This window comes from Salinivibrio costicola subsp. alcaliphilus (assembly GCF_001996185.1).
Taxonomy (GTDB): Bacteria; Pseudomonadota; Gammaproteobacteria; order Enterobacterales; family Vibrionaceae; genus Salinivibrio; species Salinivibrio costicola.
This window is the reverse complement of record NZ_MUFR01000011.1, coordinates 22512-35288: the sequence shown is the minus strand read 5'-3', so window position 1 is coordinate 35288 and position 12777 is coordinate 22512. Positions and strand designations below refer to the sequence as shown.

At 50.8% G+C, this 12777-nt stretch carries 11 protein-coding genes; 5 read left to right on the top strand and 6 right to left on the bottom strand.

The window, feature by feature from the left end:
- Nucleotides 1–28 precede the first annotated feature (28 nt).
- Nucleotides 29–910, bottom strand: coding sequence for a D-hexose-6-phosphate mutarotase (locus tag BZJ21_RS05375; protein ID WP_077669309.1), 882 nt, complete (start codon nucleotides 908–910; stop codon nucleotides 29–31).
- Between the two features lie 113 nt (nucleotides 911–1023).
- A complete protein-coding gene (gap, locus tag BZJ21_RS05370; RefSeq protein ID WP_021022285.1) occupies nucleotides 1024–2019 on the bottom strand; it encodes a type I glyceraldehyde-3-phosphate dehydrogenase in 996 nt (331 codons plus the stop codon).
- Nucleotides 2020–2204: 185 nt separating this feature from the next.
- On the opposite strand from gap, the gene BZJ21_RS16285 reads away from it, so the two are divergent.
- Complete coding sequence (locus BZJ21_RS16285) at nucleotides 2205–2381, top strand: hypothetical protein (RefSeq protein WP_158009962.1); 177 nt, start codon at nucleotides 2205–2207, stop codon at nucleotides 2379–2381.
- Here the strand turns inward: BZJ21_RS16285 and BZJ21_RS05365 are convergent.
- The gene (locus BZJ21_RS05365; RefSeq protein WP_077576300.1) at nucleotides 2355–3203 is read right to left on the bottom strand and encodes a DUF2989 domain-containing protein; all 849 of its coding nucleotides are present in this window, start codon (nucleotides 3201–3203) and stop codon (nucleotides 2355–2357) included. The two genes, BZJ21_RS16285 and BZJ21_RS05365, sit on opposite strands and share 27 nt — an antisense overlap.
- A gap of 153 nt (nucleotides 3204–3356) precedes the next feature.
- Here BZJ21_RS05365 and BZJ21_RS05360 point away from each other — a divergent pair, with 153 nt between their 5' ends.
- Entirely contained in the window at nucleotides 3357–3638 is a 282-nt protein-coding gene (locus BZJ21_RS05360; protein ID WP_077460372.1) for a YeaC family protein, read from the top strand.
- A 154-nt stretch (nucleotides 3639–3792) separates the two neighbouring features.
- On the opposite strand, the gene ansA is transcribed toward BZJ21_RS05360, so the two are convergent.
- Together ansA and sppA are read right to left on the bottom strand one after the other, a co-directional pair.
- Nucleotides 3793–4806 (bottom strand): asparaginase, encoded by a 1014-nt coding sequence (gene ansA / locus BZJ21_RS05355; protein ID WP_077669324.1) that lies wholly within the window; start codon nucleotides 4804–4806, stop codon nucleotides 3793–3795.
- A gap of 132 nt (nucleotides 4807–4938) precedes the next feature.
- Complete coding sequence (gene sppA, locus BZJ21_RS05350) at nucleotides 4939–6825, bottom strand: signal peptide peptidase SppA (RefSeq protein WP_077669308.1); 1887 nt, start codon at nucleotides 6823–6825, stop codon at nucleotides 4939–4941.
- A 215-nt stretch (nucleotides 6826–7040) separates the two neighbouring features.
- Between sppA and BZJ21_RS05345 the strand changes: the two genes are divergently transcribed.
- The 3 genes from BZJ21_RS05345 to BZJ21_RS05335 all read left to right on the top strand — a co-directional run bounded on the left by BZJ21_RS05345 (nucleotide 7041) and on the right by BZJ21_RS05335 (nucleotide 11742).
- Nucleotides 7041–9053, top strand: coding sequence for an NADPH-dependent 2,4-dienoyl-CoA reductase (locus BZJ21_RS05345; RefSeq protein ID WP_077669307.1), 2013 nt, complete (start codon nucleotides 7041–7043; stop codon nucleotides 9051–9053).
- A 72-nt stretch (nucleotides 9054–9125) separates the two neighbouring features.
- Complete coding sequence (locus BZJ21_RS05340) at nucleotides 9126–9674, top strand: NAD(P)H nitroreductase (RefSeq protein WP_021022292.1); 549 nt, start codon at nucleotides 9126–9128, stop codon at nucleotides 9672–9674.
- 115 nt (nucleotides 9675–9789) lie between these two features.
- Nucleotides 9790–11742, top strand: coding sequence for a DNA topoisomerase III (locus tag BZJ21_RS05335; RefSeq protein ID WP_077669306.1), 1953 nt, complete (start codon nucleotides 9790–9792; stop codon nucleotides 11740–11742).
- 59 nt (nucleotides 11743–11801) lie between these two features.
- On the opposite strand, the gene BZJ21_RS05330 is transcribed toward BZJ21_RS05335, so the two are convergent.
- The gene (locus tag BZJ21_RS05330; protein WP_077669305.1) at nucleotides 11802–12560 is read right to left on the bottom strand and encodes a sulfite exporter TauE/SafE family protein; all 759 of its coding nucleotides are present in this window, start codon (nucleotides 12558–12560) and stop codon (nucleotides 11802–11804) included.
- Nucleotides 12561–12777: the final 217 nt, after the last annotated feature.

Here is a 12777-nt window from a genome sequence, read left to right as displayed (position 1 = left end):
CCACCTTATACCAAGGTGGCCGCGTTGTTTAGCGTCGCGCTTTTTCATCACATAACGTTGTGGCCAGGGTATAGGTTTGCCCTGGCGATACCAGGGTATCTGGTTGCTCAAGCGCGGCCTCAATGCAAACAAAATGTTGATAGCCATCGTCATCCATGTCTGCCATTTGTACTGAGGCAGCTTGTCCAGGGTTCCATATCACCGCGCTGGTCGCGCCTTGGTTGGTGACATAAACGCGACGGTTACCGGCCGGATCGGTGAGTGACAGTGTATCGCGCGCCCCGGTATAAATGCGATCCACGGGGCTTTCAAACGTGACCTTTCCCGGAGCAGGTTGAGCCGCACCGGCACTGAAATTATCGAGGTACTGATTACCAACCCCGTCTATATAAGCCTGCTCGCTGTCCGCGACGGTCAGGTAGCTGTGTAACGCGCCGCCCATCCTCCAATCATGCTGATCGGTATTGGTGACGGCGAGGGAAATCGTGGCTTTTTGTGTCAGGGTGAAAGTGATGGTTGCTTCAAAACGATGGGGCCAGAGTGCCATTGACTGGGCAGATTCAGACAGCTTCAGTTGCACAATCACGCCATCCGGTTGCTCGTCAACCTGCGCCAATTGCCACATCTGTCGACGCGCAAAGCCATGCGAAGGCGAGCCCGATTGTCCAAACCAAGGCCAACAAATAGGGACGCCGCCTCGTAATGGTGTTTGCGCATCGTAGACGGCGTTGCGACTCATCCAAACCAGTGAGGATTCACCTGTAGGCGCAAAGGAGAGTAAGTGGCCGCCGAAAAGACTAATGGTGGCGGCGCACGATGGGTGACTCACGCGAAGAATCGGGACCGATTGCCGATAGCATAAATCGACCGAGGCGGAGAGTTGACGTTCAAAAAGCAAAGACATGGACATAGCTTAAACCTCTTCGGGGAGTGTCTACGAACAAAAACCGGCTCATTGGATAGGCGCCAGATACACAAAAGGCGGCTCTAGGCCGCCTTTATCGATACTATTGTAATTGCTACTTACTTAGAGATGTGTGCAACTAGGTCAAGTACTTTGTTTGAGTAGCCGATTTCGTTGTCGTACCAAGAAACGACTTTCACGAAGTTGTCAGTCAGCGCGATACCTGCTTTAGCATCGAATACTGAAGTTTGTACTTCGCCGATGAAGTCTTGAGAAACAACTGCATCTTCAGTGTAACCAAGTACACCTTTCAGCTCGCCTTCAGACGCTTCTTTCATTGCCGCACAGATTTGGTCATAAGACGCTGCTTTTTCTAGGTTAACAGTCAAGTCAACCACTGAAACGTTGGCAGTTGGCACGCGGAACGCCATACCAGTCAGTTTACCATTAAGCTCTGGCAGTACTTTACCAACCGCTTTGGCTGCACCTGTTGAAGATGGGATGATGTTCTGAGATGCACCACGGCCGCCGCGCCAGTCTTTCGCAGAAGGACCGTCAACGGTTTTCTGAGTCGCAGTGGTTGCGTGAACAGTGGTCATCAGGCCAGATACGATACCGAACTTGTCGTTCAGTACTTTCGCGACAGGCGCTAGGCAGTTCGTGGTGCAAGATGCGTTAGAAACGATATCTTGACCCGCGTAATCGCTGTGGTTAACACCCATAACGAACATTGGCGTTGCGTCTTTTGATGGACCAGTTAGAACAACTTTCTTCGCACCCGCTTGGATGTGTTGACGCGCTGTTTCGTCAGTTAGGAAGATACCGGTCGCTTCAGCAACAACGTCAACACCCACTTCATCCCACTTAAGGTCTGTTGGGTTACGTTCTGCTGTTACGCGTACGGTTTTGCCGTTAACGATCAGGTTACCACCTTCAACTTCTACGGTGCCGTTGAAACGGCCGTGAGTTGAATCGTATTTCAGCATATAAGCCATGTATTCAACGTCGATAAGATCGTTGATTGCTACCACGTCGATGTCGTTACGTTCTACAGACGCACGAAATACGAAACGGCCGATACGGCCAAAACCGTTAATACCTACTTTGATAGTCATTATGTTGCTCCACAACTTAATTTCTAGTGAGATTAAACTGGTAGTAAAATTACAGAATAGGACCCCGCCATGCAAGGGTAATCGCAGCCAAAATTGTCTAAAATCAAAAAAAAGTACGGATTTTTTTTACATCGCCTAAACATTTGGCGCCCTTACGGCCATGCCTGTGTTGTCTTTAATCAACCGTGGATAAAGAACAATCAGGCTTGGCGCAACAACTGGTACTTGATAGCGTAGAAGCAGAAGGGCAATTACGAAAGGCAAACTGGTACGACAAGTTTGACGTGACCGGTTTACCTTTGATTGAGCGTTGCTTTTTACTGAGTGGTTGCCTTTTACTGAGTAATGGGTGCGAGCAATGACGCTTGAAAATTGCCATCGTCGATCGCGGCTGATATTTCAAATGCCAATCGCTGCAGTGACGTCTCCTGTTGTTCGCTCAGTGTGTAAAGTCGAGACAAACGATCACTGTTGGCAATGGGAAGATTGTAACTTTGCCCCACTTTCGCCCACAAATACGCATGTTCAAAGCGTTTAAGCGCATGATTGGTGGTGGCGAGTGATTTAATCACCTCTGGAATCACGTCTTGCTTTACGGTGAGATCGCGGCCGTCATACAGCTCCAACGCGTGCAATAAAATCTCCACGGTTTTAGCTTTATCCCGTGAGACATAATAGGTCGCCAGACCAAGTTGTAACTGGGGCGTTTCCAGATGGGGAGTGCCTTCAAGCTTTAAAAACTGGGGTAGGGCGCCGTTGTCACCCTGAGACCAACGGTAGTAAATCACCGGTGGTTGATAAGAGGCTTCCAGTTCATCTTCCAAACGAGCAATCGCATCATAAGCATGGTAGACCGCCTCCGTACGCTTGGTTTTGCGTTGTTTGAGTGTGGTAGGCTCAATTTCAGCTACCAGCTCCATACAGCGCAAGTACGCCTTTGTTTGCTTGAGTTCGGTAAGTTTATTGAGATCGGTTGGCTTTTGGTCAACCGCCAAACGATCGAAAATCAGGTCCGAGCGCTCAAATCGGCATTGTCCGTCGCCAATGTTTAGCCCTTCGCATAATTCGGGGTGCGTTTCGCACACTTGATTGGTGGTCGGTTGTCCATCGCAGCCGACGAGTAGCAGTAAACTCGTGACAAGACCGAGACGATAAACGTAGCGAGTAAGTAATCGTAAATTCATTATTTGTCGTACCCTGAGTCAACTACGTCGAGTATACGTTATCTTTGAGTGTAGTTGATGCGTAAAAGCGTGATAAAGCGCACTGTGCTAAACATGCCGTCTACCGACCAAGATCAGGCATAATAGTCGGACCCGGACCACACAGAGGTAATCATGGATATAGAACAAGTCTTAAAAGCAATGACGCCTGAAATATACGATCGTTTGTGTTACGCGGTAGAAACCGGTAAATGGCCTGATGGTACCAGCCTTAATCAAGCACAACGCGATCAAGCCTTGCAAGCCGTTATGCTTTATCAATCACGTCATAACAGCCAGCCTCAACATATGACGGTCGCGAAAGGGGGTCAGGTGACTTGGAAATCAAAAGCCGAGCTCAAGCGTGAATTTGCCGGTCAAGATGGGCAGCGCATCGATATTGAGACCAAGCACTAGTGCTAACCCAGTCAGCACCAATGCTGATCGAATAGATTGGGCGGCACGCCTTGTGGGATATGGTTTGCTGAACGTGTCCTCGCTAAAAAGTAAACGCCGGCATTCGGCCGGCGTAATCGTCACAATAGCGTTCACCGTCACTTCTGTTCACACGCTAATAATAGCTGAGCTCACCACGTAAATCTTTTTGCACCCAAGTTCGCAAGGTTTCAAAGGGTAATGACTGACTGAGCAAGAAGTGAAGCTTGGCTAACGCCGCTTCGGGTGTCATGTCATAACCACTCAGTACTCCCGCATCGGCCAGCGCACAGCCGGTCGCATAGCCACCCATATTGACCCGTCCTGCCAAGCATTGAGTTAAATTCAACACCAGCACACCGCGATCCGTAGCCTGTTTGAGTAAATCGAGTAACTCGGGATTTTGTGGTGCGTTGCCGACCCCAAAGGTTAATAAGATCATCGCATTGACGGGCTGTTTAAGCGCATTTCTGACAACGTCTGGCGAAATGCCTGGATACATCATGATCACGGCAACCGGTTGATCGCTAATAGTATGGACCTTAAACGGCCCTTGCGAAGATTGATTGAGCTTGTCCGCTTTTACCTCAATATGAATCCCAGCTTCAAGCAACGCTGGCAAGTTGGGTGAGGTGAACGCGTTAAACCCGTCAGCATGCGACTTAGTGCTCCGATTACCGCGCAGAAGTTGGTTGTTAAAAAACAGCGTCACTTCGTTCACCGGATAATTCGATGCAATATGCAGTGCGTTGAGCAGGTTGGCTTGCCCGTCGGAACGCAACTCAGCAATCGGGATCTGGGAGCCGGTGACTATTACCGGCTTTTCTAAATTTTCTAACATAAATGACAGCGCCGATGCTGTGTATGCCATGGTATCTGTGCCATGCAATATCACAAAGCCGTCATATGCGTGGTAATTTTCGCCAATATCGTCCGCAATCCGTTGCCAATCCGTTGGCGTCATGTCCGATGAATCAATGAGTGGTTCGTACTCATGGATAGTAAAAAGCGGCATTTCTGGACGATGGAATTCAGGCATGTTTTCCAACTGTTGCTGGAGAAAGCCGGACACTGGAACATAACCATGATCAGATTTTTGCATCCCGATCGTGCCACCAGTGTAAGCAATATAAATATGTTTACGTTCCATCATGTCAAATCTGCATTTAATGAGCGTGAGCACAGTATACATGTAACGATTACATCGGTAATACCGAGCGACACACAGAATAGAAGAAAAACAGAGAAGAGGCCCTGACCGAACGGCCAGGGCGAGTGGTTCCTACTGATACTCACAGTTTAAGCAGAATAAGTAACGACCTTGCGGATCGTTAAACTTTTCCAGCAAGGTTAACGACTGCCACTGGGGCGATGCCGTCAACTGGCGCGCAATCGATGGCATTGTCGCTTGCACCGCTTCACCGAGCACGTTGGCGCTTTGCCCCAGCACTTCGTTGATAAATTGCTCAAACGGCGTCAGTGGCTGTTGCATCCAATCTAGTTGATAGTTTTCGAGGTTAGCCAGTTCAGCGGCGGCAGACACGGCGTCGTCAAAGTCACCCAAGCTGTCAACTAATCCCAAACTCAAGGCATCTTGTCCCGTCCATACCCGACCTTGAGCGACTTGGTTTGCCTTTTCCATCGACATATCGCGATGGTTGCTGACCAATGACAAGAAGCGATGGTAACCATGCTCAATGCCTAACTGCATGATATCTCCTACCTCGTCTGGCAGTGCCCGCGTTACGCCAACTCCTGCAAACGGTGTGGTGCCGACACCATCAGACTGCACGCCGAGATCACCCAGCGTGTTCTCAAAGGTGGTGAATAAGCTAAAAATACCGATTGACCCGGTAATCGTGGTGGGCTGAGCGATAATACGATCAGCGCTGGCAGATAACCAATAACCGCCAGAGGCGGCGACACTCGACATCGAGACCACCACAGGTTTACCCGCTTCGCGTAGCGCATCCACTTCATTACGGATAATTTCAGAGGCGAATGCACTGCCCCCCGGACTATCGACGCGAAGCACGACCGCTTTCACACTGCTGTCAAGGCGGGCATCGCGCAGCATAGCGGCAGTAGTATCGCCACCCACGGTCCCTGGGCGCTGACGTCCATCCATGATCGGGCCACTGGCGACCACGACGGCGATATTATCACTGCCTGGCAGGCTAAAGCCGCTTTGTATTTTTGGCAGATAATCGTAATAGCCGGTGTATTCGAAGCTGTCTTCACCGTCACTGCCAAATTTATCGGCCAAATAGCGACGAATTTGCTGACGCGTCATGCGCTTATCGACAATGCCAAGATGCTCAGAGAGGGCGGCAAAATCGCCATCAAAGTCACGTAATGAGGCCAGTAATTGCTTCGCGCTCGGGGACAGTACACTCGGCTCGATGCCACGATTGTTCGCCACATCGCCGACATAGGCATCCCACAGCTGAGATAACCAAGCTTGATTGGCTTCTCGGGCAGCGTCTGACATATTGTTGCGTGTGTATGGCTCCACAAATGACTTATAAGTACCGACTCGGAACACGTGTGTGCTCACATCGAGCTTATCGAGTAGGTCCTTCCAATATAAGTTGTAACTGCCGTAACCTTGGAGCATCACCATACCATCGGGCGACATTAGGACTTCATCGGCATAACTGGCCAAGTAATACTGGCTTTGACTGTAGGTGCCGCCAATTGCAATCACAGGTTTACCGCTGTTTTTGAAGTCCTCGATGGCTTTGGCGATGTATCGTAGCTTGGTCAGACTGGTAGAAGGCATATCGCCTAGGCTTAAAACTAAGCCATTAACCTGTTCATCCGTCGCGGCATGGCGCACGGTATCAACAATATCAAACAATACGTTCTCGGTTTCTACCGGTTGTCCGAGCGCATTGCGAGATAAGGTATCAACAGGACTTAAGCGCTGTTGTTGTTCAACAATAGGGCCGTCAATATTGAGTAGGAGCGCCCGTGGCTCTGGCTCACTTTGCGCTACTTTTGCGGTAGCGGGGTCCTTTGAGGTCAGCGGCGTATCGGCAGTAAAAGCAAAGTAGATTGCCACGATCACGCCTATGAAAAGGACGTTTAACAAAAGTTGGCGGGCGAAACTGAGAATACGCCACAACCATCGGAATAGGGATGCAATAAAGCGAAACAGTTTTTTCATACGTGAGTCCATCGGTGCATGTCGCTGATATCCTAGCTGATCAGAGCTCAGATCGATAGGCTATCAACCGCGTCATTGTTCTATAATACCGAGCGAAAGTCCTACCCAGATCAATAATTCACGATTTCATGTTGCCAGCTTGTAAACGAATGTTTGAAATCACGTGTCCGTCAGCGCTATAGTCTGGTCAGACCACAACAATAAGTGAGCAAGCGATGGAACAGCACCCTTATCCCCACATGCTAGCCCCGCTCGATCTTGGGTTTACTACCCTGAAAAATCGTGTCTTGATGGGCTCGATGCATACCGGGCTTGAAGAAGCAAACGATGGTTTTAAAAAATTGGCGGCTTTTTATGCTGAGCGAGCCAAAGGTGAGGTGGGGCTTATTGTAACAGGCGGATTTTCGCCTAATTTTCGTGGCCGTCTAACCCCATTTAGTGCCCAGTTTAGCTCTGGACGCGCGGCGCGTGCACATCGCGCGATCACCGAAGCCGTTCATGAAAATGGCGGCAAAATCGCGCTGCAATTACTTCATGCCGGTCGTTATGCCTTTCATCCGTTTGCCCAAAGTGCGTCAGCGATTCGCGCGCCAATCAGTAAGTTCACCCCGTTTGAAATGAGCGAGCGGGCGATTTGGCGTACGATTAAAGCCTTTGGCCGCAGTGCCGCGCTTGCTCGCGAAGCTGGCTATGACGGGGTCGAGATCATGGGCTCTGAAGGCTACCTGATCAATCAGTTTTTCTGCCACCGCGCCAACCGCCGTTATGACCAATGGGGCGGGCCAGTCGACAATCGTATGCGGTTTGCGGTTGAAGTGATGCGAGCGGTGCGTCAAGCGGCCGGTGATGACTTTATCGTTATTTTTCGTCTGTCGATGCTGGATTTGGTCGAGCAAGGCAATACCTTTGAAGACGTGGTCACGCTCGCGAAAGGCCTAGAAAAAGCAGGCGTCACTATTATTAACACCGGTATTGGCTGGCATGAAGCGCGAGTGCCTACTATCGCGACCCAGGTGCCACGAGGCGCATTTAGCTGGGTCACTGAAAAACTAAAAGGCGAGGTATCGGTGCCGTTAGTCACCTGTAACCGTATTAATACCCCAGAGGTTGCCGAGTCGATTCTCTCCAAGGGGCAAGCGGATATGGTCTCTATGGCGCGCCCATTCTTAGCCGATGCTGAATTCGTTGCGAAGGCCAAAGCCGATCAGTCGAATGACATTAATACGTGTATTGCCTGCAACCAAGCCTGTCTGGACCATGTCTTTAAAGGCAAGCGTGCCAGTTGTTTGGTTAACCCTAAAGCCTGTTATGAAACCGAGCTCGTGGCAACGCCTGTACGCCAAGTGAAACAAGTGGCGGTAATTGGTGGCGGAATGGCCGGGATAAGCTGTGCCACTGAAGCGGCTGAACGCGGACATGACGTGACCTTGTTCGAAAAAGCGGATCGGCTCGGCGGCCAGTTTAATTTAGCGATGACGATTCCGGGAAAAGAAGAATTTAAAGAAACCATTCGCTACTACCTCAGACGATTGGAAAAAGCAGGCGTGACGGTCAAGCTTAATCAAGCCACTGATGTCGATACATTGCGTGCGTTTGACGATATTGTTGTCGCCACGGGTGTGAAGCCACGCCGTCCCGCCATTGAAGGCATTGATCACCCGAGCGTTATTGATTATCAAACCTTTATTCGTGAACAGCCTGAGCTGGGGAGCCATGTCGCCATTATCGGTGCTGGTGGGATCGGCGTTGATGTCGCGACCATGATTACCGAACCCAAAAATCAAAGTTTGGACGCTTGGCTCAATGAGTGGGGAATCGATAAGACTATTACCCACGAAGGCGGACTCTACCCTGGGCACGATACGCTTAGCGACAAGCAGGTGTGGGTATTGCAGCGTCGCGAAGGACGAGTCGGAAAAGGTCCGGGCAAAACCACCGGTTGGATCCATCGAAAAACGTTACAAAAGCGTGGTGTGAATCTTGTCGGTGGCGTGAGCTACCATAAAATTGACGATGAAGGCCTGCATATCAGTGTTAAAGGAGAAGCACACCTGATCCCTGCCACCCAGATCATCTTGTGTGCGGGGCAAGAATCGGTGAATACGTTGGCCGAGCAGCTTGATGATGCCAGTGTCTCTTACCATTTAATTGGTGGTGCCGAGCATGCGGGAGAGCTCGATGCGAAGCGAGCCATTCGCCAGGGGATTGAGACAGCCTTGGCGCTTTAGCGGCGGGAGTCTGTGCTAATATGCTGATATCCGCTCATGCAGTGAGCACTAAACGGTTAAAAAGGATAAACCATGGACGCACTTGATTTGCTATTAAAGCGCCGCTCTGTGCCACGATTAGCAGCGCCAGCGCCGAGCGGTGAAGCACTAGAAAACATTATTCAAGCAGGATTACGAGCCCCTGATCATGGCGCACTAACGCCGTGGCAGTTTGTGATTTGCGAGGGCGATGGGCTGACGCGGCTTTCAACCATTTTAGCCGAGGCAGCACAGGCCAACGGCGCGGATGAAACGGCAGTGAAAAATGCCAAAAACGCACCCTTTCGGGCCCCGATGGTGGTGGCCGTGATTGCGCGTACACGTGTGCATGACAAAGTTCCGACCATTGAGCAGCATATTTCTGCGGGATGTGCGACGCATGCGATGCAAATGGCAGCGGTCGCACAAGGGTATCAGGGCTTTTGGCGCACTGGCGCATTTGCATACCACCCCGCTGTGAGAGAGGCGTTAGCCGTTGAAGGCGATGATCATATCGTGGGTTTTTTGTACTTAGGAACGCCTGATTGTGCGGCGGCTAATGCGCCTAAACGCGATACTAGCCAGTTTGTCTCTTATCTTTAAGCCACGAGAAGGGCTTGGTTAATCGAGTAAACCTGTGCATATGTACAGGTTTTTTATTGCGCCTCGATCGTGCTTTGCATACCATGCGGACAGCGACTGATAAAGAGACTCTGTCATGGCACGATTATTTATTGCGGAAAAACCGAGTTTAGGGCGCGCAATTGCCGCAGGCCTGCCTAAGCCTCATAAAAATCAGAAAGGATACATTGAAACAGGGCAAGGCGATGTGGTCACTTGGTGTATTGGCCACTTACTCGAACAAGTCGAGCCCGAGGCTTATGACAGCCGCTATAAAAAATGGCATCTGGCTGATCTTCCTATTGTGCCTCAACAATGGCAATTGCGCCCGCGCAAAGCCGCCTCGGGCCAGCTGTCCGTGGTTAAAAAACTGATTAAGCAATTTGATCAGCTGGTTCATGCCGGCGACCCAGACCGCGAAGGGCAGCTGCTGGTGGATGAAGTGATTGACTATGCGAAGGTCAGTCAGAGCAAAAAAGCCAATATAAAACGCCTTTTGATCAGTGATTTAAACCTCTCTGCGGTGAAAAAATCACTCAGCAACATGCAAGACAATAAAGGTTACATGCCCTTATCTGTTTCCGCGTTAGCTCGCTCACGTGCCGATTGGGTCTATGGGATGAACCTAACGCGCGCTTATACCCTGCTAGGGCAACAGGCCGGTTATCAAGGCGTATTGTCGGTCGGGCGGGTACAAACGCCGGTGCTTGGCCTAGTGGTGCGACGCGATCAAGCAATCAAACATTTTATTCCCCATCCGTATTATCAGCTCGACGCCATCATTGCTCATCAAGGGAGTGAAATACGCGCGCGATGGCAGCCCAGTGACGCCTGCGCCAAATGGCAAGACGAGCAAGGGCGCGTACTTTCTCGGTCACTCGCCGACAATGTCGCCTATCGAATTACGGGGCAGCCAGCCACGGTCACTGACGCGGAACGTCAGCAGCGAAAGCAAGCGGCGCCACTGCCTTATAACTTGTCAGCCTTGCAAATAGACGCATCAAAGCGATTTGGTTTTAGCGCCCAAAAAGCCCTGGATGTGTGTCAACAACTGTATGAGCGCCACAAAATCATTACCTATCCGCGATCGGATTGTCGTTACTTACCTAAAGGGCACTTCGCTGAGGCGCCCAAGGTGTTGGCAGCGATTAAAAAGGGGTGTCAGACACTGATCCAGGCTTGTGACAATGCGGATCCAAAACGCAAAGGCAAAGCATGGAACGATGCCAAAGTCGGTGCGCACCATGCGATTATTCCAACCGCGAAAGCTGCGCCTGCGAGCTTGTCAGGCGATGAAGCGAAAATTTATCAGCTGGTGGCGCGCCAATATGTGATGCAGTTTTATCCGCCTGCCGAGTATGCAGAAGGAAAACTGGTGTTCGATATTGCCGGTGGCTGTTTTATTGCCAAAGGCAAGGTGCTCACTCAAGCGGGCTGGCGCGCGCTATTGCCCTCCACGCAAACCGCAGACAGTGACGCCACGCCTTTGCCCTTAATGGAGAAAGGTGAGCAAGCGCAGTGTGAGCGTGGCGACATTAAAGACTGCATGACCGAGCCACCGGCTGCGTTTACCGAATCCAGTTTGTTACAAGCGATGACCGGCATTGGTCGCTATGTGCAAAACAAAGCACTGAAAGAGATACTGCGAGAAACCGATGGGCTCGGGACCGAAGCCACTCGGGCTGGGATTATTGAGCTGTTGGTAAAACGTGGTCTTTTGAATCGACAAGGAAAAACACTTCATGCGACAGCCAGTGGAACGGGATTAATTGATGCCTTACCCGACAGTGCGACCTACCCGGATATGACCGCTGATTGGGAGCGGCAGCTGCAAGATATGGCGGACCGACAATGCGCGTATCACCCCTTTATGCAAGCGTTAACCGACAAGGTCGCGGGCTTGATTGAAAGTGTAAAAACCTCACCACCGCCTGCCTCTTTGCAAGGTTTACCGGCTGCGCCGGCAAAAACATTTAAACGTAAAACACGGCGCACCAGCACTCGTCGTAAAGGACCGGCGAAATCAACGGGTAAGACCGCGACACAATAACCGCACCAGTATACTCGAGCAAAAAATGCAGTGATCGCCCGACAACAGACTCGCTGCCACTAAAATAAATAGGCGGCGAGACAACCGACCAACGTCATCACAAATAAAAAGAGTTTTAATAGCTTGGGGTTCGCGGAGATAGCAAATCGTACCGCAATCCGTGCCCCGACCATGGTCCCTATCGCCAGGATCAGCCCTGGCGCCCAACGGACCAGATCATCAGCAATAAATACCAACAGTGAAAGAGAGGTGAAAGCTAAGGTGCATGCCAGTTTGAGTGCATTACCACGGACCAAGTCGTAGTGTAAGGTGCCACATAGCGCGGCGAGCAAAACAAATCCGACCCCTGCTTGTACGAATCCGCCATAAAAGCCTGCGAGCATAAGGCCGAACCATGCGGTGGGTGTGTCAGCCACCTTTTTGACTGGCGTACCGGTGGGGGGGCCAAAAGTGGCTGGCTTAACCAGCATCACTACCGTCATGGTCAGCAAGGTACCGAGTAGCAAGGGTTTGACCCAACTGGTTGGCAACCATGCAGCGGCCAATGCGCCGCACAAGCCCCCGATTAAATTCGGTATCAATACCGGAATGATATCCTGAGTATCGAGCTTGTCATGTTGACGAAACCCGCTCATCCCTGACGCACACTGTAGCCATACCGCCACCCGATTGGTGGCGTTGGCGACATCGGCAGGCATGCCCATCACCATCAATGCAGGTAATGTTAGGTTAGAGCCACCACCCGCGAGGGTATTGATAATCCCGGCGATCACGCCCAAAACCACCAAGATAAAACTGTATTCGAGGCTGATTGCCATACACGCTCCTTGTTTGCAATCTCTTGTGTTTTTTGGATAAAGGCGGTTTGATTGTATCGCCAATATGTGTATGTAACCGTTTGATCCTACGCATACAGAGCCTGTGTAATGCGGTGAAACTGACCGGTAACACTGGCGATTCTCTCTATGCCCTTTATAATCACGTGCTACACCTGAGGTTTTTGGTTAATGTTCGCTCCATAAGCAGAGCGAGATA